The organism is Bartonella sp. TT119HLJHH, assembly GCF_042193385.1.
Lineage (GTDB): Bacteria > Pseudomonadota > Alphaproteobacteria > Rhizobiales > Rhizobiaceae > Bartonella.
Genome location: NZ_JBHILS010000001.1, coordinates 155,541 through 180,122, shown reverse-complemented (window position 1 = coordinate 180,122; position 24,582 = coordinate 155,541). Strand labels below are relative to the sequence as shown.

Below are 24,582 nucleotides of genomic sequence, written 5' to 3'. Positions count from 1 at the left end.
GGATAATATCGAAAGTATATACTCGTATTCTACTCACTTATGCGGTTGTTAAAAAAGGAAGAGTTACTTTGAATTGCATTATTAAGCTTTTTAGCAAAATAATATAATGCAAAGCCATAGATTATCATATTTATGAATAGGCAATTCAGAATCGGTTCTTTAGGATTCCAATGTTGCAGCTGCTCTTGGATAAAGACAGTTTATAAGAAGTACTTTTCTCCTGTTTTCAACGATTTTATCAAAATCCTATAGATATACGATTAAACATTTTTTGTGATACTGAACAGAGCATTAAAAATGTATAAACATCACTCTATTGAACACTCTGATTTTAAAACCGCTAACAACGCGCTATGAATTATAAATCAAATAATTAACTCAGTTTTGGAAGGATTTGTTCTAAACGAGTAGGTTTTGGGAAAATTGACCATGTGGACGAAATCGCCAGAGATAACTTGGCAAGAATGCAGACATTGCTCTGGGAGTAATTCCCACCCCTTCTAAAGTACATCCATTTTTAATAGCTTCTTGAGAAACTATGTTATCTATTTGCAAAAAGCGTATCTGATTGGCTGTTACAAGTGTTGGTACAAAAGGCAGTTTACCAATTGTTCCTAAAATTCCTCCAATCAATAGACCGGCAGAAAGAGGCATGGATAGGAGTGTTTTTTTACGATGAATGATTTTGAGTATATTTTCAAGAGCATTTTGGAAGGTGATAATTTGGGGACCACCAAGATCATAATTTTTTCCCCAAGTAACCTGTCCATTTAAAGCGCGTGCGATAAACTCAGCAACGTCACCAACATACACGGGTTGCAATTTACTTTGTCCACCTCCAAAAAGAGGCATAATTGGTAAAAAACGCGACAAATCAGCTAAGGTGTTAAAGAAACAATCCTCTGGTCCAAAGATAACGGATGGACGGATAATAATTGCCTGAGGATGCTTGTTATGAATGATTTGCTCACCCATAAACTTAACACGTGCATAAAAACATGAAGCATTCTCGTTAGCCACAAGTGTTGACATATAGATGAGCGGAATACCAGTTTCTGCTGTTAATTCAGCAACATTGTAAACACCATCAATTTGTGTGTTTTTAAAATTCGATTGACTTGCTTGTTTTAAGCTACCAGGCAAAAACACTGCTGCATCAGCTCCAAGCAATGCGCGTGCAACAGAAGCACGATGCTTGATATCTGTTTTAAGCATTTGGGTTTGTCCTACTTCTCCTATTTGAAGCATGTAATAAGCTTTTTGTGGACAACGAACAGCGATGCGAACGCGATATCCCTGCTTAGTCAAAGTTTCAACGACATGCCGTCCTACAAAACCAGATCCGCCAAAAACAGTAATGAGTTTAGGATGTTGATAAAGTGCACAATCAAGTCGCATGATCAAAAAGTCTATCTTTCAAAGTTTTAAAAATGGCTAATTTTTAGCATGGTGGTGTTTTATTGTCACGCAAAATATCGCCCGCAAGATAAAGAGAACCACCAATAAGAACAATCGCTTCTTTATATTCCTCCTTCATCTTATGCAAAGCATCTTGTAGGTGCGCTTTTGGGGCAGCAAGGATTCCTACTTTTTGGGCTGATTCAGCTAAGTTTGTTGGAGAGATACTGGCATTATTGTCACGCAGCGGTATCGTATATACTTTATCGACAAGGTTAGCTAAAGGACGAAAATAACCTACAGCATCTTTGGTATTAAGCATGCCAGCAATCATAATAATGGGACGATCTGTTTTTTTTCTCCATTGTGTAAGTTCTGCTGCAATAACTTTTCCTGCAGCAGGATTATGACCTCCATCCAACCATAAATCAATATTAGGAGACAGTTGATCAACTAAATGTCCATGAGTAAGATGTTGCATTCGTGCGGGCCAATAAATATTTTTCAAAGCATCCTTTATGGTTTGTTCTGAAAGTTGAAAACCCGCTTGATAGACTGCTTCAAGAGATGCACCAGCATTGGCAATTTGGTGGTCTCCAATAAGGTTAGGAAGGGGGAGATCCATGAGACCTTGATTGTTTTGAAAAACCATACGTCCATGTTCTTTATAGCTTTGATAATCTTGATCACATAGAGAATAAGATGCTTTATTTTTATCGGCAAGGGGTATTAAAGTAGCAAGAGTTTCTTGATAGTTTTGCTTCCCGATAACCACAGGAACGTTTGGTTTGATAATCCCTCCTTTTTGAAAAGCGATTTGAGCAATTGTATTTCCAAGAAAGATCTCATGATCATAATCAATGGGCATAATAAGCGATACAGCTGGTTTGTTAACGACATTGGTAGCATCAAAACGTCCTCCCAATCCAACTTCTAGAATGACTACATCAGCTGGATGTACACTAAACAGCATAAAGGCAGCGGCTGTAAAAATTTCAAAAATAGTAATTGGTTCTTGATGATTTACTTTTATAATTTCACGGATTGTTTCAGCCAATTGGCTCTCTGTAACAAATTGACCACTTCCTTTTTGACCTAATCGGCAACGTTCATTCCAGTTGACGAGATGAGGTGAGCTATAGACATGAACGCGGTAGCCTGCACTTTCCAAAAGAGCACGGCAAATTGCTGAGGCAGATCCTTTGCCATTTGTTCCAGCGATGTGAATAACAGGTGCAAGTTTTAAATGTGGATTACCAAGACGCTCTAAAAGGTGAACAATACGCTCTAAAGAAAGATCAAATTTTTTCGGATAATTTTTCAGTAAACCATCTACCACCTTTTGTACTTGGTTTTGTTGCATGAATTTAAGCTGCTTTTGTTGTAGAAAGCGATGTTTGAGAGTCTGTTGGGGATGGATCGGAAGGATGAAAAACAGCAGGGCGTTTCATCATCAAGCGTAAAAGACGTGCAATGGTTGTTTTCATTTCTAAACGCGATACAACCATATCAATCATACCATGTTCAAGCAGATATTCACTACTTTGAAAACCTTCTGGTAGAGTTTCGCGTATAGTTTGTTGAATCACACGTGGACCAGCAAAACCAATCATAGCGCCAGGTTCGGCAATGTGAATATCACCAAGCATGGCGTAAGAAGCAGTAACACCACCGGTGGTTGGATTGGTCAGCACGACAATATAGGGAAGTTTTGCTTCTTTCAACATTTCAATCGCTACTGTTGTACGGGGCATTTGCATCAATGACAGTGTTCCTTCTTGCATGCGTGCACCACCAGAAGCAGCAAAAAGAACCAGCGGACGTCTTTCAGCAATAGCAGTATCGAAAGCTTTGATAATAGCTTCTCCTGAAGCCATACCGAGTGATCCACCCATAAAGGCGAAATCTTGAACGGTTACAATAATTGGCAAACCCTCAATCGTGCCGCGTGCACTTAAAATATTGTCATCAACACCAAGTTTAGAACGATAATCTTTTAACCGGTCAATATAGCGTTTTTCGTCACGAAATTTTAAAGGGTCTGTTACAACTTTTGGATTTTCAAGAGTTGTATAAACACCATCATCAAAAAAATGCATGAGACGATTTTTAGCACTGATACGCATATGATAGCCAGAATTGGGAGCCACAAATTGATTGGCTTCCAGATCTTTATGGAAGATCATTTCACCACTGGTAGGATCTTTAATCCATAGATTTTCTGGAATTTCACGGCGTCCCAATATAGAGTTAATTTTAGGACGAACATAATTCGTAATCCAGTTCATCTTTATAGCCTTCCTTTAAATATTATACATCTTTTGCATGATTTGAAAAAATATAGAACTTAAGCAGTCACATTTGCTTTGCCGGTTGAACAAAGAAGTCTATTTAATACTTTTATTAGTGTGCGTATAGCTTGTTTTTTAATTTTTTAATTTCCCCATATCATAACAATCATATGTATCATAAAGAGTATTCCCTATAACAAATTTCTCATAAGTTTTAAGAACTTACATGTTTTTATTTTTTACTTTGGTATTAAAATTTACTCCTTGCGATGGTTAACAAACGCCTTATTTTTTAATAAAAATGAATATCCAATTAATCATTCGTATCAACAGTTTTGAAAAAAAAGAAACCTTATAATATAAGGCGCTAACAAGGCTAAAATAATCCATAAAGATAATGGATATGATAACGCTATATTAGCGAAACGCTAACATCAGAGCAAGATTTTTTTCAAAAGGTCTCTTTAAAGCGCGCGCTTTTTACAATTAAAATTGAATACGCTCAAAATACTATTATATTACTATGTGCTTGTTTTACACAGATATCTTTCAATAATTCCCAAAACACTCTTATGACGGTGCTCATAAAGAGTATATACTCTCCATGAATGGTATAAAATACATTATGCTCTCCATTTTTACTGAAATATAAGGTACAAACCGATCACCCTACTCTTTGCCAGTTTCCAATGTGACAATAATTCTTGCATTTAAGAGGGGTCATGAAAAGTATTTTACACTTTTTTAAGTGCTTTTGTCCACACACCAACTCTGCTTGTACATATTAATAAACGATTTCAATTGATCCAATATGAATAGGATTAAAATGAGAAAACCGCATAATATTTAGTTTTTTACTTATGTTGTAAAATAATAAATTATCGTTATATATCAATACGTTGCCTTAATAAAAGGAAAAGCATAAAATTTTATCGTATGCTTTTTTTACTGGCAGGTTTGATTCGCTTAAAGTTAAGGAGCATTATTTTTGTGTAATGCGTGCTATGGTTTTTTGGGAAAGCATTTTATGTAAATATGTCATAAAGGCGGCTGCAAAAAGCGGTGTTGCTAAATTAAGAATTGGAATCGAAACAAAAAGCGCTATCAATAATCCTGCACCAAAAACCGTTGTGTAATGAGTATGTAAAAAAGCACGCGCATTTTGCTCTGTTCGAAAACGGTAAGCAGCAAACAAGAAATATTCGTGACCAAGCAAATAACCATTAATAACATAAAAAGCAATCAAATTAACACCTGGTATGAAGAATAAAATAAAAGCAATTCCATTCCCAAGAAGGCTTAAAATAACAAATTTAAAGGAAATAATAAGAGAACGCTTAAATGACAAAGCTTGTCCAATAGGCTCGTTTGGATAATCCTCCTTTTCAATGATTTCAGCAGCAGAATCAATGAAAAAACCACCAATCATAGCTGTGATGGGTGCAATCAAAAAAGCCAACAAAAGAGCCAACCCAAGGTTAAAGATGATAAGCATGCTAAAACCAATCCATCCCGCCCAACTAGGAAGTCCAGGAAGAAATTGAGCAATCCAGGGCCAAAAGTAAGACACAAAAAGTTGGTGCACACATAACCATAAAATGGTGAGAATGAAAAAAGTAACCCCTAATGCTTTCAGTATCATAGTACGATATTGCGAGGTCAGAAGACGTTGTAAAGCACGATAAGCAGCAGTAAAAATCATAGATTAATAAACTAAGGAAAGAAGCAAAAAAAACAAGAAATATATTTAAAGAATGTACAGTGTAATTTTTTCTTTCTTGAATTATAAGAGCTATTTTCACTAACACTAAAGAAATACATCGATATTATTTTGTAAAAAAAGAGAATTTTTCACTTTTATATTATTATTAAAATCAGGCTAAATTCTTCTTATAGAATGGATAAAATAAAAAATAACTAAGGCTTCTTCGTTTAAAATAAAATTTCAATTAATAGAAATTTTAGGTTTAAAAAAACGAGAAAAATGTAAGAAGCAGCTGTTGTAGAAGAACTTTTAAATATCTTTGTACAGAGTTTAGCTTATTGCGTTTACATAATGTATATAAAAAAAATTAAGGTGGTAGGAGATATTGAGGGGGAAGTTTTTTACTTCCATTTATCCAGTATCGCTGCCTAATTTCGTTTATCTATATCCTTAATTTGTTTTGCACGATATCCTAATCTGTACTTTTTTATCGCTTGGCATGGCGCATCTTGGTTTTCGCGTCTATTTAAAATACTATTGAGGTTAATGGAATAAGGGTAAAGTTTACGTATTAGTTACGGAAATATTCTGATTTTAGGCAACAGAATGATTCATGTAATATCACAATAGGAAAATAAAAAATTTCAAACGATTAACTATAAGTATTTCATAACAGGCAGTTTTTTGAGAAGAAGTAAAGAAAGAGAGATGTCACTGATGCTTAAAAATGATGAGATTTTGAACTTTAAGAGCTATAAGTGCAATAAAGTAAGAATTCATTGAAGCACTTTTCATACAAGTGGTGCACTGTATCAAATAATTTTTAGATAATAACACCATTAATTTATGAAGAGAATTTATCATCTTTAATTTGAATAAGAATCACCAATATGGAAATTAAATCTTCACTGTCAAAATCAAAACAATCATTTATTTGCACATCATAAATAGGACAAATATAGAGATAAAAAACATTTAAGAAAAAAATGCTTTTTATAAATTTTCCTCAATGCAAGAGCTTTCTTAAAACTGAAGGATAGCAAACGATGATTCCAGCTTGTTTTTTATAAGCTGGAGAGACAGGGGTGCAAAGATTCTATTTTTTATGAAGATTAGGGTAAGATGGGATTTTTTTAAGAAACATCTCTCAACGCTCGTCACCCCCATTTCGCAACAGTGCCCGTGAATTGTATAAGGATAAGGCTCCCATGAAGATTATAAAATTTAAGGGGGTAGCCACTATCTTTATGCTTAACAAAAGAGCATGCTGGCACATCATATACTTACCCTCAATGTTGCGACAAGTCTTAGCTTTTGAAACGGTTCATTATAGGGCGATAGTCCTTTCTCAAACGTTTTGTATTTATACGGTTGTCCTTGTTTGCAACGTGCAAGAAAATGATTTTTATTGTTTCAACATGAGAGAGAGTTGAAATGAGAGAATCTTACGATATTTGGGATTCTAATTTAATATGAACAATGCTAGATTATCATTATAAATCAAAATATTATATACTAATAGAGATAGATACCTATTGTCAGTTCTATTTTATAAGGTGTTTTAATATCAACGCGTTTGAAGAGTTATTATTTGCAAAGTGGTATATTTCCCTCATGAGGAGTAGGTGTTTGGGGGGCAAAAAATGATACAATCACGTTTGCTAATTTTTGCGCTACGTGTTGTTTACTCATATGTTGCCATTGTTCAACTTTTTCTCTACTCACGAGATAAACTTGATTTGTATCAGAACCCATGACACTTGTACCATCTAGTTGAAGAGAAATATCATTAGCAAGAATGAAATCAGCTCCTTTTTCAACACATTTCTTTTGCGCATTAGCAATGATATCACATGTTTCAGCAGCAAAACCAATGACCAATGAAGGACGGTTTGGAGCGTGTCCAATCGTTGCTAAAATGTCAGGATTTTCAACCATATGAAGGGATGGTGGTGTTTTATGAGCATCCTTTTTAATTTTGTGTAAAGACTGCGTTTGACTGCGCCAGTCACAAACAGCGGCAACAAAAATGGCACCATCAGCAGGCAATGCGGTTTGAACGGCTTTTAACATCTGTTGTGCTGTTTCAACATGAATGGTTTTTACTTCTTGTGGGTCTGCAAGATTAACAGGTCCACAAATAAGTGTTACTTTTGCACCCAAATGTGCAAGAGCGGTTGCGATGGCATGACCTTGTTTACCTGAAGACCGATTAGCAATATAACGCACTGGATCAATAGGTTCATGGGTAGGGCCAGAGGTAACGATGAAATGGCGGTCAGAGAGAGGTTTTTCATGCCCATTCAAAAGATTCTCTATGGCAGCGACAATGGTTAAAGGTTCGCTCATACGTCCATATCCTATCTCGTCACGTTCAGCCATATTTCCGATTTCTGGTCCAATGATATGAACGCCATCTGCATGCAATTGTGCAACATTACGAATAGTTGCTGGATGCACCCACATGGCTGGATTCATGGCGGGTGCAATCAAGAGTGGGCAGCGTGCTGCTAAAAGAATGCAATCAGCCAGATCATCTCCTATGCCATTGGCTATTTTTGCAATACGGTTGGCTGTAGCAGGAGCTAAAATAATCAGGTCAGCATCACGTGCTAATCGGATATGTCCGATATCGTGTTCTTCTTCGCGTGAAAATAAATCAGTATATACAGTACCACCGCTTAAAGCTTCAGCGGCTAAAGGCGTAATAAATTTTTGCGCTGCTTTTGTCATCACGACTTTTAAGTGTGCTCCACGTTCTTGTAAGCGGCGAATCAAATCAAGTGCTTTATAGGATGCAATACTTCCACCAATAATAAGAAGAAGTGATTTTGATTTCAATGATTGCGATTCAACAGCGCTAGCATAAAGGGGTTGTATGGTGAGAGGAGTGGGGTTGCTTAAAAGGCGTCGGACTTCTTCTTCCATAGAAATACCATTTTGCGCGGCGCGTACGCGTAAAGCTTCTTTGGTCTCAGGAGACAGGTTACGAATGGTAATACTGGCCATAAAATACCTCCAAGAAATAAAAATGATTGCAATGATTTCATTGTTGATATTTTTAACATATCAAGGAGATTAGAAAAGATGAAAAAAGTAAAAAGTAAGAAAAGCGCAACAAAGTGCAATGATGAAAAGACTATAACGACCATAACGGTTTCTACGACTTTGTTCCACAGCAAGTTGTTTTAGGGTAGCAGGAGAAAGATTAAAACCTGTTTTTCTCATTTGATTGAAATCTTCTTCTATCCGTTGGAAATTTTGAACCAATTGTGGTGTTTTGCGTGCCAGAGAAAGGAGAGCTTGTGCTCCTTCACTAAAGTCTTTTGCAACGCCTACGGGTCCTAAATTTTTACTAATCCATTCTTTGACAACGGGTTCAGAAGCTTTCCACATATTAAAAGTGGGGTCTAATGTGCGGGCAACACCTTCCACGACAACCATCGTTTTTTGCAGCAATAAAAGTTCAGGTCGCGTTTGCATGTCAAACAATTCAGTGACTTCAAACAATAAAGTGAGCAATTTAGCCATGGAAATGCTTTGCGCTGATTGTCCGTGAATTGGTTCGCCAATAGCGCGGTTGGCTTGTGCAAAGCTTTCAATATTATGGTGTGAAGGAACATAACCTGCCTCAAAATGGGCACGTGCAACCCGATGGTAATCGCGGGTAATAAAGCCGTAAAGAATTTCAGCAAGGAAATGCTTTTCTTTTTTGCCAAGCCTTCCTGTAATGCCTAGATCAACAGCAACAATACATCCTTTTTCATCTACAAATAAATTACCAGGATGCATATCGGCGTGAAAAAAACCATCGCGCAGTGTATGGCGAAGAAAAGATTGAATAAGCGTAATAGCGAGCGCTTTCAAATCAAATCCAGCTTCTTTAAGTTTGGAAATTTCGGATATTCTTATACCATCAATCCATTCCATTGTAAGGACATTACGTCCTGTCCGTTCCCAGTCAATACGTGGAACCCGAAAGCCTGTATCATGTTGAATATTTTCAGCCATTTCAGATATAGCTGCTGCTTCTAGGCGTAAATCCATTTCAAGCCGTGTTGTTTGTGCTAAGGTATCCACCACACAAACAGGACGAAGCCTTCGAGAGGCAGGGATATAGCGCTCTTGTAAATGAGCAATGAGATAGAATCCTCTAAGATCTTTAGAAAAACGTGCTCTGATATTGGGACGAATAACTTTTACAGCACATTTTTTCTTATGGCCAGTTTCATCACTGTATTCAGCTGGATGAACTTGAGCAATAGAAGCGGCGGCAATAGGGGGATAAAAGTTTATGAATAAATCATCAATAGAACGACCAAGAGAACTTTCAATTTGAGCAATAGCGGCGGTGCAAGAAAATGTTTGGACGCGATCTTGTAGTTGTGATAAATCTTCCGCAATATCACGGCCGACAATATCAGGCCTTGTTGCAAGAAATTGACCAAGTTTTATGTAAGAGGGTCCAAGCTTATTAATGGCATACGAAATATTTTCAGATCGCTGTTTCTTTTTTGTTTTGCGTCGTGCTAATGCACTCGCTATACGATGACATAGCGCTGGAAATCCTTGAAGATCATCATGAGGAAGAGCACTTAAAACACCTTCACGCGTTAAAACCCATCCTGCACGCATCAATTGAAAGTAAGGGGAAATTTGCACCATTTTTAAATTTTCCAACCTGAATGCAGCGCTGCAATCGCACCGGTGAGATTGCGGTATGATATCCGCGAAAACCCCGCATGCTTGATCATATGGGCAAAATCATCTTGCTTAGGAAATTTGCGGATAGATTCAACCAAATAACGATAAGCATCGCCATCATTTGCAATAAATTGACCAAGCTTAGGGATAGCATGGAAAGACCAAAGATCATAAATTTTATCCAACAGAGGCATTTCGACATTTGAAAATTCTAAACATAAGAAACGTCCACCGGGCTTTAAAACACGAAAAGCTTCTCTAAGAGCTTGATCAATATGAGGAACATTGCGAATTCCAAAAGCAATCGTGTAAGCATCAAAGCTTTGATCTTCAAAGGGGAGATTTTCTGCATTGGCTTCAACAAAATCAATCAGAGGGGCAAGACCATTTTTTTGTGCGCGTTTTTTGCCAACGCTGAGCATTGAGCCATTAATATCAAGCACTGTAGCATGGGCTTTTTGGCGTGAAGCATTAAGAATACGAAAAGCAATATCACCTGTACCGCCAGCGACATCAAGAACTTTCCAATGAGAAAGTGCTGGTGGGGAAAGCCAAGCAATCATGGAGTTTTTCCACACACGGTGTAGCCCTAAGGATAAGATATCATTCATCTTGTCATAATTTTCAGCGACAGAATGAAACACACCATCCACCATGGATTGTTTTTGTGTTTCATCTACTCTTGTAAAACCAAAAGAGTGCTCCATACCACCCTTAGTTCCTACACGTTCTGTTTCAATTGCCATGTATATGATCTTCCTTATTTTTCTTTTATCGTAAATGAAATAGAGAGGGAATGTTCAACTACGAAAAAACAACGTATAAAACTACGACATTTACACAGCCAAAAACAGAAGAGTACCTTTAGATATCAAGATTGGCAACGCTTAAGGCATTGTCTTGAATAAAAATACGTCTAGGTTCAACTTCATCACCCATGAGACGAGAAAAGAGTGAATCTGCATCGGTTGCATCATTAATTTTTACTTGTAAAAGAGAACGTGCATTGGGATCAAGCGTTGTTTCCCAAAGTTGTTCAGCATTCATTTCCCCAAGACCTTTATAACGTTGAAGAGTAACACCTTTTTTACCGTTTGTAAAAATGCTCTCTAAAAGGCTCATAGGACCAAAAATATGCTCTGTTTTATCTTTGCGACGTAAAAGAACAGGAGGATGATATATGTCGAGAAAATTTTGGGAAATGCGATCAATTTGACGTGCGTCAGTTGAATTTATAAGTCCCACATCAAGCGTAACAACATCTTTAACACCACGCAAAATACGCTCAAAACATAAACTTCCATCTTCTGTATATCGTCCACTCCAACCTTGTTCCATATCATCAGCAATCAGATTAAGGCGGTGTGCTACAGTATCTGCTATTTTTTGCGCTTTTTCTTGTGTTGCAAAGACTTCAAGATTAAAAGCACCAACAATTGCTGCTTGCTCAACAATATTGCGGTCATAACGGGTATGAAGACCATTTAAAAGCTGACGTAATATACGAGCATCTTTCGCGAGTTGATACAAATCAGCCCCTGCACGAACTTCTCCCGTTGAAAGCTCAAGCGCTGTTTCTTCTAATCCAGTATCGATCAAGAATTCTTCAAACGCTGCTTCATTTTTAATATATTGGGAAGATTTTCCACGCGATACTTTATAAAGAGGAGGCTGAGCAATATAAAGATGTCCACGTTCAATCAATTCAGGCATTTGTCTAAAAAAGAAAGTGAGTAGAAGAGTACGAATATGGGCTCCATCAACGTCCGCATCTGTCATGATAATAATCTTATGATAACGTAATTTATCCGGTGAAAATTCATCTTTACCGATAGACGTTCCAAGAGCTGTAATAAGTGTTCCGATCATATCAGATGAGAGCATGCGGTCGAAACGTGCTCGTTCTACATTGAGGATTTTACCACGGAGGGGTAAAATTGCTTGATTTTGACGAGAACGCCCACTTTTTGCTGACCCCCCAGCTGAATCCCCCTCAACAATAAAGATTTCTGATTTTGCAGGATCACGTTCTTGGCAATCGGCAAGCTTTCCTGGTAGAGAAGTGATATCAAGCGCTCCTTTTCGCCTTGTGAGTTCACGTGCTTTGCGTGCTGCTTCACGTGCTGTTGCAGCTTCCACCACTTTACTAATGAGAAGCTTTGCTTCATTAGGATGTTCTTCCAGCCATATCGAAAGCCCTTCATTGACCAAATTTTCAACAATAGGGCGCACTTCAGAAGAAACCAATTTGTCCTTTGTTTGTGAAGAAAATTTCGGATCAGGAACTTTGACAGAAAGAATAGCTGTTAATCCTTCACGGCAGTCATCACCGGTTAAGTTCACTTTTTCTTTTTTGGCAATACCTGAAGATTCAGCATAGCCATTAATTTGGCGTGTAAGAGCACTTCTAAAACCTATCAAATGAGTTCCACCATCACGCTGAGGAATATTATTGGTAAAACACAAAACCTTTTCATGATAGGAATCGTTCCACCATAGGGCAACATCAACGCTCATACCATCCTTTTCACTTGCAATATAAATGGGATTATCAAGGAGAGCTTTTTTTGATTGGTCAATATATTTGACAAACTCCGTTAATCCACCTTCATAATGCAATTCAACTGATTGAATATCAGCATGACGCTCGTCAACAAGAAGAATATGAACCCCAGAATTTAGAAAGGCCAATTCCCGTAAACGGCGCTCCAAAGTTTCGAAATCAAATTCAACCATAGTAAAGGTTTCAGAGCTTGGTAAAAATCTGATTTCTGTTCCACTTTCTTGATCGCAATCGCCAACAACTTTTAATGGAGCATCAGCCACCCCGTGGGTAAATGATATTGCATGAACTTTACCATTGCGTTTGATTTGCAATTTAAGCCAAACGGATAATGCATTCACAACAGAAACACCAACACCGTGCAATCCACCTGAAACTTTATAAGAGTTTTGATCAAATTTTCCGCCGGCATGAAGCTGTGTCATAATAACTTCAGCGGCAGAAATACCTTCTGTTGGATGAATATCTGTCGGAATTCCACGTCCATTATCACGAACAGAACAAGAACCATCAGCATGGAGTGTGACGTTTACAAGAGTAGCATGACCTGCTAAAGCTTCATCGATAGCATTGTCTACAACTTCATAGACCATATGGTGTAAACCCGATCCATCATCAGTATCACCGATATACATACCAGGACGTTTGCGTACAGCATCAAGACCTTTGAGAACTTTGATAGACGCGGCATCATAGTCATTGCTTTGTGCTGGTGAGGTTATTTCATCACTCATAAGTTAGTCCATTCCTGTGTTCAATTTACAATATTTTATCCGCTTTTTTTAAAGCTCAATGTTCTGATCAGTTATTTATGGAATAACCACATTAAACATTTACCGTATATCAGATCTAGATTCAATATCTGTCGATATATAATGGAAAGAATGATGAAATGATATAACACCATTATACAGTAAAATATCGTCATTTAGGGTGATAATATAAGACAATTAAGCAACTGTTTGATATATTTAAGTATTTTTACAGTGCGTGGTAAATATTCAGGGCAGGGCTTGAAAGCCTTTAGTTAAGTGAATTACAATGGGAAGACTAAAGAAATTAAAAGCGTAATTTATCGAGAGAAGCTGACTGTTTACAGAACAACGTTGGTACGAATCCTTTTCCTTTAAAATTTCAGGATGAGGTCAATTACGCTTTACGTAAACTTTAAACGTAAATTTTAAAATTATGTGAAGAGTGATATTATTGTTTATTTTTGCATATGCATAATATTTCAAAATTAGTTGTGCATCTTTATGTTACACTAACGAAGCTTTTACTTTCTTACTTATAAATCAATCTTCAATCTTAATGAAGTTAATATTACGCGTTCTCTAAGTTTTTTAACTTTTTGTATGTTAAATTGAGGTGAGAATATTGTGTATATTTGTTTGCATTATTCCTGTCCATGGAGGTTACATTTCTTATTCAAAATAAAACACCATTGTGCGGCTTATTCACGCACTTTTTTAAGAAGCATTTTCAATGTATTTTAAAAAAATATATGAAAATTTTTAACAGTTTTAGAAAAGTGCAAGAATTTTATTGATTAAGCGCCAGATATTTTGGTGAAGTGCATTAGATAATAACTGAGAAGAGTTACATCTTAGCTTTGAAAATGGGGGAGAGATTTTGAAAATAAGAAAACCTATATATGTAAAACAACTTCTTCAATTGCGTTTACGGTACTTTTTACTCAATAATTTATACAATATTTTTATTCGTATTTTATTTGTAGCAGGGGGTTTTCTATTTTTCTCTTATGCAGAAGCTAAAATAGTTGGAAACTTACCTTCTTTTTTTGATTCGCATGAACATTTGGTACAACCTGATACAACGGATATTGTTCGTTTGCGTTTTGTAACAACTTTTGATTTTCCTCCTTTTAATTTTCTTGATCAAACGGGGCATCTTGCAGGTTATAATATCGATTTATTGCGTGCTATTTGCTCAAAATTAAAATTAGAGAAACTTTGTGAGGTAGAAGTTGTTCCTTGGAAAGAGCTCGTGGAGCATGTGAAAAATGGTGGTGCAGAAGTTATTATTGCGGGTTTAAAAGAAACAAATGAAACTCAGCAAGATCTTGTTTTTACAAAGTCATATTTGCGCTTTCCAGCGCGATTTGTTGCTTCTCGACTTTTAAATCTTGATGAGCCAATAAGCGATCAATTAATACATTTAACCAGTGGTGTTTTGTCAAAAAGTGTTCACGAACAGCTCTTTCATTATTATTTTCCTGAAGCCAAATGGCAAGGATTTAAAAAGAGAGAAGAGCTTTATAAAGCATTACAAGAGCGTAAAATTGACCTTATTTTTGATGATGGATTTGCTTTATCGTTATGGTTCAAAAAACAAAAATCTGTTGATTGTTGCCATTTTGTTGGGGGGGCATATATGGCACCACAGTTATTGGGACAAGGAATGCAGCTTGCTGTTGCAAAAAAAAATGAAAAATTGGTTGATATACTCAATTATGCGCTGAAATCACTAGAAGAAGATGGTAAACTTACAGAACTTTATTTGCGTTATTTTCCAATAAGTTTTTATTGATGAATAGTTTTTTAATTAAGGGCTGTTAATCTTTCTGCGCCTAGTCGATAGGAAATAGCTTCTGCGAGATGATAGCGTGAAAGAGTATCTGATCCGTCAAGGTCAGCAATTGTGCGTGCAACTTTGAGAATGCGATGATAAGCGCGTGCAGAGAGGTGCATTTTTTCACTCACATCTCGTAAGAGTATGGTCGCACTTTTATCAGGAATGGCAATCTGTTCTATAATTTTGGCAGGGCAATCGCCATTGGTACGAATATGATCAAACCCCATTGTTGAAAAACGTTTAGCTTGAATGGTACGGCACCGTGCGACGCGTTTGGCAACATCGCAGCTTTTTTCTGATTTTTCTGGTTGCATAAGGTCCATAGCCGTCAAAGCAGGGACATCAATCCGTAAATCAATTCGGTCAAGCAGAGGACCAGAAATACGGGACTGATAATCGATTTGACAGCGTATTCCTTTAGCGCAAACATGGTCTTTTTCGCCTGCCATACCACAACGGCAAGGATTCATTGCGGCAATGAGTTGGAAGCGGGCAGGATAGCTAATATGGTGATTAGCGCGGGCGATAACTGACTCCCCACTTTCTAAAGGTTGACGAAGAGAATCAAGAACCTGTGGAGAAAATTCAGGCAATTCATCAAGGAATAACACACCATTATGAGCAAGGGAGACCTCTCCTGGTCGTCCTTTAAGTCCTCCACCAATCATTGCGGCCATGGAAGCAGAATGATGTGGGGAACGAAAGGGGCAATGAAGTGAAATGGTATTATGAACCGTTTCTCCTGTAATAGAAGCAATCAGAGAGACATCTAAAAGCTCACGGCTATCAAGAGGTGGCAAAATGGAAGGTAAGCGTTGCGCTAGCATAGATTTTCCAGCACCAGGGGGACCTACAAACAAAAGGTTATGGCGTCCAGCAGCACAAACTTCTAAGGCACGTTTAGCTGTTTTTTGTCCTTTGATTTCGCAAAGATCTGGAAGTTCAGTTTCGATAGTATATTGGCGCGGTTGTGGACGTTTTTGAATTTGGGTTCCTTTGAAATGGTTGACTATAGTGAGCAGAGTCTCTGGGGCAAGAATATTTATTTCTGCATTTGCCCAAGCAGCTTCAGGTCCACATTGGAAGGGACAAATCAGTCCTTTATCGAGTGATAAAGCTGTCATGGCAGCTGGTAAAACACCATTAACAGCGGCAAGTGAACCATCCAGCGATAATTCCCCTAAAATGATATAGTCTTGTGCTACTTCGGGAGGGAGAATTCCCATAGCAAGCATTAAGCCTACGGCGATTGGCAAATCGTAATGCGATCCCTCTTTAGGCAAATCAGCTGGTGCAAGATTAATCGTAATTCGTTTAGTAGGCATAGAAAGTCCACAAGCGTGGAGGGCTGCTTGTACACGTTCACGGCTTTCTGCGACTGCCTTATCGGCTAATCCAACAATAGCCATTCCTATTTTACCAGACGAAATCATAACCTGTACATCGACAGGAATGGCTTCTAGACCGCGAAAAGCAACAGTTGTAATACGTGCGATCATTTATTTATTTTCCCCCTTTAGACTTGGTAGAGACAATCATATCTATTTATAAAAATCAAGAAGCATCTCTATAGCTTTTTTTATAGAGAGAACTATATACGTGGGCAGTTTTTTAGCATTCCCATAGAAAGTCATTTGTACAAATTTAACCATGATGATATGGAACGCAATAAAACATTTATAATAAGCTAAATAAATATGTTAAGAAAAAAAGAATGAGGCTGTTCGTGTTATACAACAGTACAGAATTTTATGAAAATATAAGGGGAGGATAACGTTATGTATCGCAGAGTGTTATTTGATGTGATAAAACGTGTAAAATGTGCAAAGTAATTATATTTACCTTTCTTATTTTTATATTATTTAAAGCGTAGTAGATGCAAAGTGTATTATAAGGTATCTGATTTTATGGTATACCAGACAAGAATTTTGTTAAAATCAGGGACTGTGCGCTGTGTATTTATAGGTTTGTGTTTTACTTTTACTTTTCCACAGCCACTTGCTGCATTTGATTTTTTCGGCATCCCTCTTTTTGGTCAAAAGAAAACAAATTCTTCTTCACATTATGCCAAAAGTACAGAGAAATTTTATAAAGTTGATGTTGTTGCACCGCCAGGTGCACCATTAGAAGGTATAAAAATAGTTAAATCTGTTTCTTCTCTTGTTGCTGATAAAGAGAAAGCATCTGCCAGTTCTTCTGGTTTGCTAGCGAAGGCGCGTTCAGATTATCGAGCAATTCTTTCAGCTCTTTATGCTGATGGACGCTATGGTGGTGTTATTAGTATTAAAATTAATGGCTTAGAAGTCGCTGATTTAAGTCCGGTAACTCAACTTCCAGCACAATCCAATATTGTTATTACAATTAATGCTGGTCCACAATATGTTTTTAGTATTGCCAATATTGATAAAGTAGCTCCGTTTGAAAAACGTAAAGCGCATAAAATGCCCACAATTGAAGAATTGGGCTATAAAGTTGGGGCTATTGCTAAATCTGAAACCATTTTGAAAGCAGAAAAATGGGCGATAGAAGGATGGCGTCAACAAGGTTATGCTAAAGCTGAAATTATGAAGAGTGAAGTCGTGGCTGACCATGCTGCGTTGCGTGTTGAAGGACGGATTGTTGTTAGTCCTGGACAAAAGGCTTATTATGGTCCTTTAAGCGTGCGTAATATAAGTAAGAAACCACGTGTAGATTCAGCTTATATCGCGTGGATGACCGGATTAAAACCAGGACAGATATACGATTCCGATGCATTAGCTAAGGCAAATGAACGTCTTGCGCGCCTTGGTGTTTTTCGTGCTATCAATATACGTGAGGCTGATACTATTAATCTAGATGGACGTTTACCGCTTACGCTTGTTGTACAAGAACGTAAACCGCGTCGTTTTGGTGTAGGCGGTAGCTATTCAACTTTAGACGGTGCTGGTTTTGAGACTTATTGGATGCATAACAATCTTTTTGGTCATGCAGAGACTCTTAAAATTGAAACAAAAATAAGTGGTGTTGGTAGCAATAAAAAGCAATCATATAATTTTAAAAATTTTGATTATCTTTTCGGTGGCACATTTGTAAAGCCCGGTGTACTCACGCCAGATACGGATCTCAGGTCAGAATTAAAAATACAACAAGATGTTTTAGAAAATTATACGACAAAAGCCATCAAAGGAAAATTAGGTATTACGCATATTTTCAATGGTAATCTATCGGGACAGGCTGCTGTAGAAGTTTCAAATGGTTATTCACGTGATATCTATTTTGGGAGCCGTAATTTTACAACAATAGGTTTCCCTAGCGGTTTGATTTACGATAGTCGTAATAGTAAGTTTAATGCAACAAAAGGTTTATATGGTGAAGTTTTCATTGAGCCTTTTTATGAGATGCGTTTTAGCAACTTTGTTGCAAAAGTAACAGCAGAAGGTCGTTCTTATTGGGCGTTGGATGAAGGGGGTCGTTTTGTTGTTGCTGCACGGGCGAAGCTTGGTACAATTCTTGGGAATGATACAGCACAAGTTCCCGCAAGTACGCTTTTTTTTGCTGGTGGTGGGGGCTCTGTTCGTGGTTATGCTTACCGTAATATTGGTATCAAAACAGAAGATGATGCGGTTGTTGGTGGACGGTCGCTTATTGAGGGGGCAGCAGAATTGCGTGTTTCTTTAAATGATAAAATAGGGTTTGTCGGTTTTCTTGATGGAGGTTTAGTAGGGGAAAAGGCGAATTTTGATTTTTCTCAAAAAATTAAATGGGGAGCCGGTATAGGAGGTCGTTATATGACGGGTCTTGGTCCTTTACGCGTTGATTTAGCCTTTCCTTTAAAGAGAGAGAAGGGTGACCCTCGCATTGGTTTTTATGTGGGTATAGGGCAAGCATTTTAATGAAAAAAGGTGTACGTTTATCAGCTTTCTTCTTTGTATTTTTGTTTTTTGGGGTGGGTGGTTTTGTTTTTGCGCAAAGAGGAGACATTCTTCCCTCTAGCGAAATGAAAACAGATGATCGCTCATGGTTTGTTTCTTTAATTGAACGAAAGCTTTCAGCGCCTAATCGTCAAGTTCGTTTACACAATATGCAAGGGATACTGTCTTCTCAAACATCAATTGATACTATTACTGTCAGTGATAAAAAAGGGGTTTGGCTTAAAATTACCAATGCTAAAATGGATTGGAATCGTCTAGCGTTGCTGAGAGGGCGGATGGATATTAACCAGCTTTCGGCAGAACAGGTTACATTTTTACGCAAACCGCAAGGCAATTCTTCTTTTGTTTCTTCCCTTGAGACGGGTAAGTTCTCTTTACCAAAATTGCCACTTGCTCTTTCTATCAATACACTTACAGCTCAACATGTGACATTTGAACAGAATCTTTTTGGTTTTTCTGCTGATATGTCCTTAAAAGGCAAATTCACTTTGGCTAGTGGTAATTTTGATATCGATATAGCGGCGCATCGTTTAGATACACTGGGTTCTTTTTCTGTTCTCACCAAGATATCTGATAGTAATCGTACAGCTAAAATTGATATTTCTGCTAACGAACCACAAAATGGTATTTTGGCGAATATTTTTAACATTGAACAACGTCCAGCATTAAGTCTCGTCGTGAAAGGTGATGGTACTTTTGATGATTTGGTTATCAAACTTTCTTTAGAATCCGATCATCATTCTATTTTAGATGGTAATGTTATTCTTGCAAGCGTTCCAGAAGGACAGAGTTTTTCTACGAAATTAGAGGGAACACTGAGCCCTTTAATACCTGTTCAATATCGTAGTCTCTTCGAATCTGATATAACATTAAAAGCAAAGGCAAGAAGAACAAAAGAAGGTGTGACACACCTTGATCAGATGGTTATTCAGAACAAAGCAATGAATGTTATAGCCAATGCTGAAATAGCCGCCGATGGATTCTTGCGACGGCTTTTTGTTGATGGCAAAATGGCTCTTGATAACGAAAAGGAGTCTATTCATTTACCTATATCAGAAGTGCCAAAACCTGCGAATACTCTTGCTTTGAACATTGACTATGGTCGCGAAGGGCAACAATCTTGGAATGGGCGGTTGGTTGTAGGTCATTTAAGCAATAAAAATATTTATATTCGTGATGCAATTTTTGATATGGGAGGAGTAAGCGAAAATCTTGATAATGCAGCTTCTCGTCATGTTGGTGTTCAGGTTAAAGGGACGCTTCAAGGGGTTAAAAAGATTAAGGGAGCGTTAGTAGAAAATTTAAGCCAAGCGGTTCATGTGCATTTAGATACGGATATTGTTTCGAACAAACCAATTTTGATTCATGATCTGAGTGTTACGGCTCAGGGTTTTTCTTCTTGGTTAAAAGGGACAATGGAGAATTTTGTTTTTAAAGGCGATCTCGGTTTAAAAGCTCAAACATTAACTCCTTTGGAAGTGTTCAGTAAACAATCACTTTCTGGTAGTGCAGATATTAAAGCCAAAGGAACGATCAGTTTATTGAGTGGCATTTTTGATCTCCAATTATCAGGAATGGCTGACGATATGAAAATAGGCATGCAGTTTTTTGATCGTTTATTCAAAGGAAATACTACTCTTTCAGGTGGAGCTGCTCGAAATACAAAGGGCTTCACTTTACGTCATTGGAATTTGAAAAATCAATATACAAACATAAAGGCTAATGGTTATTTTTCAGATGAAAGCGCTAAAATGGAATTATCTGCTCAAATATCTGATTTGTCCAAATTAGATCCGAAGATAAGTGGTGCACTTACAATTCAAAGTACGGCGAGAGGGCGCAATCGCCATATAAGACTCAATACACGTGCTAATGTGGCTGAAGCGTTTTTCATGGGGAAGAAACTTCAAAACACAACATTTAACATAGATGCATTTGTAGATAATACGGCATCAGTTACTTCTTTAACGGGGGTGGTAAAGGGTGAAGGGATTTTTGCTAAGAAACCTTTGCATTTATCGGCCTCTTTTGAAGATTCTCATAAAATTCGAAAACTTGAAAATATCGATATTAGGGGGGGAAGTGCAAAAATAACGGGTGATCTTTCTCAACAACTTGGCGGTTTTTTGAAAGGAGCGCTGCATATTGATGCCGATGATATTTCCGTACTTTCAGCGTTATTTTTGCAGGATGGTAGTGGAAAAGTAAAAGGAGATTTTATTTTTGATGAACAAAATGGCAGACAAAAAACCAATGTGAAGGCGCATGTTAACCATTTGAATTTTTCCAAGAATAAAATAAAAAAATTGGCAATAGATGCTGACATATTCGATCCTTTTGGCATGACTCAGTTTGAAGGAGTTATCAATGCAGAACATATTCAAACACCTTTGGTAATGGTCAATCGTTTAAATGCTCACGCTGATAGGAATAATGGACAAACGGTTTTTACTGTCCAGGCGATGTTGCATGATACTCTCAATGCACGGCTTTCTGGTCGTTTAATGGTTGAGGAACTTCCAGAAAGTATAAAACGAGAAGTGCAAATTGAAGCTGTGGACTTAAAACAACATACTTTTCATGCAACATTGCCGAAGCCATCTATAATCTCTTTTGATAAAGATGGAATGACAATCAATGAATTAGGAATTGCAATAAATGGGGGCAACATCATCTTAGCAGGAAATATTCAAGATACCCTGAATTTACAACTTACAATGAATGCCCTTCCTGCTACTTTAGTCAATTTGTGGAAATCCGATCTTGGTGCAGCAGGGAGTGTAACAGGGCAGGTTATGATTCGTGGTCATTTAAAAAAACCTGATATAACTTACGATATAAAAGGTGAGGGACTGACAACCGTTGCTTTTCAAGATAAAAAAATTATGCCTTTTTCTCTTTCTGCTACGGGAAACACTGTAGATCAAAATCTTACTTTGAATGCAAATTTAACAGGAGAAGGAGTACAAGCACAAGCTCAGGGGCGTGTATCTCTAGAGAAAAATGCGCTTGATCTTCATATTAATTTGCAAAATTTATCTGCACGTTTGGCGAATGGTTTTATTGCAGGACAAGCGCTTGATGGGACAGTGATAGGTAAAGTTGATATTGGCGGAACAATGAAGGATCCATCTGCTCATTTTGAGCTTTCTAGTCAAAATTTAACCGCTATGACGCATAAAGGACCGATGTCAATCAATATAAATGCTCGTGGTTCTTATAAAAAATCGACATTTCATATTGAAAATATGATAGCTACTGGAGATAAAGGATTAGATCTTTCCATCCATGGGCCTGTATCTCTTAATGGTTCAGAGGCAAAATTAAACGTTAAAGGGATAATGCCTCTTGATTTTGTTAATCTCTTATTAGCTAAGCGTGGTGCACATATAACGGGTACAGCAAGAATTGATACAGCTCTTAATGGGTCATTATCAAAGCCACAATTGATAGGAAATATTTCTATAGGCGACGGTAGCTTTTTTGATTCACAAACAAATGTAGGATTAAATAATATAACAATTGAAGGCAAATTGAAAGGTGATCATATCCTTATAGAAAAAGCTTCAGCTTCTTCGTTTGAGGGGGGAGGAATTTCTGCTTCAGGTCGTATCTCTAATGGTCTAGAGACAGATTTGCTATTTCATCTTGATAATGCCAATTATAATGATGGTTCTATGATTCTGGCAACATTATCAGGTGAGATGACAATGACAGGCCATTTTTTAAATAGTCTTGTTCTTGGTGGTGATATCATCGTTGAAAAAGCTGAAGTTTTTGTTCCTGATCATTTTAAAAGTGCAAAATTTCTTGATGTTAGAAATAAGAATTTAACTAAATCGATTCAAACAACACTTGAACGTGCTGATGTTAAGAACACGAACAAAAGCAAAAGCCGTATAGTTACACAAGAATCTTCATCTGTCGTGCTATCAAATATGCGTATTACAGCACGCAATCAATTTTTTGTACGCGGAAAAGGCTTAGATGCAGAACTGGGAGGACGCATTAATCTAGCAGGTCCATTGAATGATGTGCATCCAGTTGGTGAATTTAGAATGATTCGTGGACGTTTTGATATCCTGTCGCAACGTCTTAATTTTGATCAAGGACAAGCGAGTTTTAGTGGTAATCTTAATCCTACGGTTTATTTTGTAACCAACAATAACAGTGGTGATATTCGCGTCACTGTAACTGTAAGTGGGACGGTTGATAATCTTGATATTAATTTTTCATCACAACCAAATTTGCCTCAGGATGAGATTTTGGCGCGTTTGATTTTTAAACGCTCTCTTAATGAATTATCACCATTTCAGATTGCTCAACTTGCAGCAGCAGCGGCTGATCTTGCAGGTAGTTCTAGTACATCTTTGTTGAATACTTTACGAACTAAAATTGGACTTGATGATCTTGATGTTATCGTTAATGAGAAGGGGAATACAGGCTTACGTATTGGACGCTACATACACAATAATATTTATTTGGGCTTTGAAGCAGGGTCTGATGGAACGACGAAAGGGACAATTAATTTAGATATTTCGCGTCATCTCAAAGCTAAAGGTGCCATAGGAAATGAACAAAATTCTAGTATAGGTCTCTTTTATGAAAGAGATTATTAAAGATTGAATTTTAAAAAAACAATTTCTTCGTTTTTTGTCTCTCATTTCTAAATCTGAGGAAGGAGGCATAGACTAGAAATCCTGTAAAAGAAGAAGCTTTTTGTTGAGGCGTGAAGAGAACTATCTGAAATATTCGATTTTTTGTTTATGCGATTCTCTAAAGGGACAAAATCTTCACGAAAGATAGTATGTTATTTTGCTGCTATATATTTATTTTAGAGAAATACCTCATTCTCAATTCCATTTCATGCTGTTGTCTGAAGAGTATAATGTAGAATTCATAGGGTATAGATTTTATTTTCAAAAGCAGTTGAAGCAATATTTTTATAATAATGAAAATGACCTATTATTTCACATTTTTGTTTATTGTATTCTTGAATGAGATCACTTTTCTTATGACGAAAGCCCTCAAAGCAGAACACCATTGTGTTGCAAATTCACGCGCTTATTTTAAAGAAATATTTCTCATTGCTTCCAAGCTCATTTCACGCTGTCGCTCGTGAATGGTATAACGCTAACTCCATTTGCTCCCTCCATCTTTACGCTTATGGTGGCACATCGTTATATTTTCCAACTCGTTGGTAGTTGCTATAGCCTCTGCATTAAGATGATACATTAGAGGCATTTTTAGTCCTTTCTTGTACAGTTTTTATCCATACATTCATCCTGCTTGTTATGTGCAAGCAAGTGGTTTTGATTGATTCAATATAAACAGGTTGGGAATAAGAGGATCTTACGTTATTCTAGACTCTCATTCAACATGCAAAAATGAATTATTTTTATAAATCAATATATT

12 protein-coding genes are annotated in these 24,582 nt (G+C 37.2%); 3 read left to right on the top strand and 9 right to left on the bottom strand.

Annotated elements, in window-relative coordinates:
* Positions 1-399: 399 nt before the first annotated feature.
* From ACFIJL_RS00580 to gyrB, 8 genes are all read right to left on the bottom strand, one after another.
* On the bottom strand, positions 400-1,398 hold the full coding sequence (locus tag ACFIJL_RS00580) for a complex I NDUFA9 subunit family protein (protein WP_375622032.1): 999 nt from the start codon (positions 1,396-1,398) through the stop codon (positions 400-402).
* Positions 1,399-1,441: 43 nt separating this feature from the next.
* Positions 1,442-2,761: a bifunctional folylpolyglutamate synthase/dihydrofolate synthase gene (locus ACFIJL_RS00575; RefSeq protein WP_375622031.1), complete on the bottom strand. Its 1,320-nt coding sequence runs from the start codon at positions 2,759-2,761 to the stop codon at positions 1,442-1,444.
* A 4-nt stretch (positions 2,762-2,765) separates the two neighbouring features.
* Positions 2,766-3,686, bottom strand: coding sequence for an acetyl-CoA carboxylase, carboxyltransferase subunit beta (accD, locus tag ACFIJL_RS00570; protein WP_375622030.1), 921 nt, complete (start codon positions 3,684-3,686; stop codon positions 2,766-2,768).
* Between the two features lie 985 nt (positions 3,687-4,671).
* Positions 4,672-5,391, bottom strand: coding sequence for a sulfate transporter family protein (locus ACFIJL_RS00565; RefSeq protein WP_375622029.1), 720 nt, complete (start codon positions 5,389-5,391; stop codon positions 4,672-4,674).
* 1,590 nt (positions 5,392-6,981) lie between these two features.
* Positions 6,982-8,403, bottom strand: coding sequence for a bifunctional phosphopantothenoylcysteine decarboxylase/phosphopantothenate--cysteine ligase CoaBC (gene coaBC / locus ACFIJL_RS00560; RefSeq protein WP_375622028.1), 1,422 nt, complete (start codon positions 8,401-8,403; stop codon positions 6,982-6,984).
* Between the two features lie 69 nt (positions 8,404-8,472).
* Entirely contained in the window at positions 8,473-10,059 is a 1,587-nt protein-coding gene (ubiB, locus tag ACFIJL_RS00555; RefSeq protein ID WP_375622027.1) for a 2-polyprenylphenol 6-hydroxylase, read from the bottom strand.
* 2 nt (positions 10,060-10,061) lie between these two features.
* Positions 10,062-10,844 (bottom strand): bifunctional demethylmenaquinone methyltransferase/2-methoxy-6-polyprenyl-1,4-benzoquinol methylase UbiE, encoded by a 783-nt coding sequence (ubiE, locus tag ACFIJL_RS00550; RefSeq protein WP_375622026.1) that lies wholly within the window; start codon positions 10,842-10,844, stop codon positions 10,062-10,064.
* A gap of 118 nt (positions 10,845-10,962) precedes the next feature.
* Positions 10,963-13,395: a DNA topoisomerase (ATP-hydrolyzing) subunit B gene (gyrB, locus tag ACFIJL_RS00545; protein ID WP_375622025.1), complete on the bottom strand. Its 2,433-nt coding sequence runs from the start codon at positions 13,393-13,395 to the stop codon at positions 10,963-10,965.
* An 898-nt stretch (positions 13,396-14,293) separates the two neighbouring features.
* Between gyrB and ACFIJL_RS00540 the strand changes: the two genes are divergently transcribed.
* Positions 14,294-15,211, top strand: coding sequence for a transporter substrate-binding domain-containing protein (locus tag ACFIJL_RS00540; protein ID WP_375622024.1), 918 nt, complete (start codon positions 14,294-14,296; stop codon positions 15,209-15,211).
* An 11-nt stretch (positions 15,212-15,222) separates the two neighbouring features.
* Here the strand turns inward: ACFIJL_RS00540 and ACFIJL_RS00535 are convergent, their stop codons facing one another.
* Positions 15,223-16,755, bottom strand: a complete 1,533-nt coding sequence (locus tag ACFIJL_RS00535; RefSeq protein WP_375622023.1) for a YifB family Mg chelatase-like AAA ATPase — start codon at positions 16,753-16,755, stop codon at positions 15,223-15,225.
* A 408-nt stretch (positions 16,756-17,163) separates the two neighbouring features.
* Between ACFIJL_RS00535 and ACFIJL_RS00530 the strand changes: the two genes are divergently transcribed.
* Together ACFIJL_RS00530 and ACFIJL_RS00525 are read left to right on the top strand one after the other, a co-directional pair.
* Positions 17,164-19,128 (top strand): autotransporter assembly complex family protein, encoded by a 1,965-nt coding sequence (locus ACFIJL_RS00530; RefSeq protein ID WP_375622022.1) that lies wholly within the window; start codon positions 17,164-17,166, stop codon positions 19,126-19,128.
* A complete protein-coding gene (locus ACFIJL_RS00525) occupies positions 19,128-23,786 on the top strand; it encodes a translocation/assembly module TamB domain-containing protein (RefSeq protein WP_375622021.1) in 4,659 nt (1,552 codons plus the stop codon). The genes ACFIJL_RS00530 and ACFIJL_RS00525 overlap by 1 nt, the downstream gene beginning before the upstream one ends.
* Positions 23,787-24,582 lie beyond the last annotated feature (796 nt).

Coding starts and splice junctions, on each gene's coding strand:
- coaBC (WP_375622028.1), bottom strand. CDS start 8,403: ATGGCCAGTATTACCATTCGTAACCTGTCTCCTGAGACCAAAGAAGCT.
- ACFIJL_RS00535 (WP_375622023.1), bottom strand. CDS start 16,755: ATGATCGCACGTATTACAACTGTTGCTTTTCGCGGTCTAGAAGCCATT.
- gyrB (WP_375622025.1), bottom strand. CDS start 13,395: ATGAGTGATGAAATAACCTCACCAGCACAAAGCAATGACTATGATGCC.
- ACFIJL_RS00565 (WP_375622029.1), bottom strand. CDS start 5,391: ATGATTTTTACTGCTGCTTATCGTGCTTTACAACGTCTTCTGACCTCG.
- ubiE (WP_375622026.1), bottom strand. CDS start 10,844: ATGGCAATTGAAACAGAACGTGTAGGAACTAAGGGTGGTATGGAGCAC.
- ACFIJL_RS00530 (WP_375622022.1), top strand. CDS start 17,164: ATGGTATACCAGACAAGAATTTTGTTAAAATCAGGGACTGTGCGCTGT.
- ACFIJL_RS00525 (WP_375622021.1), top strand. CDS start 19,128: ATGAAAAAAGGTGTACGTTTATCAGCTTTCTTCTTTGTATTTTTGTTT.
- ubiB (WP_375622027.1), bottom strand. CDS start 10,059: ATGGTGCAAATTTCCCCTTACTTTCAATTGATGCGTGCAGGATGGGTT.
- ACFIJL_RS00580 (WP_375622032.1), bottom strand. CDS start 1,398: ATGCGACTTGATTGTGCACTTTATCAACATCCTAAACTCATTACTGTT.
- ACFIJL_RS00575 (WP_375622031.1), bottom strand. CDS start 2,761: ATGCAACAAAACCAAGTACAAAAGGTGGTAGATGGTTTACTGAAAAAT.
- accD (WP_375622030.1), bottom strand. CDS start 3,686: ATGAACTGGATTACGAATTATGTTCGTCCTAAAATTAACTCTATATTG.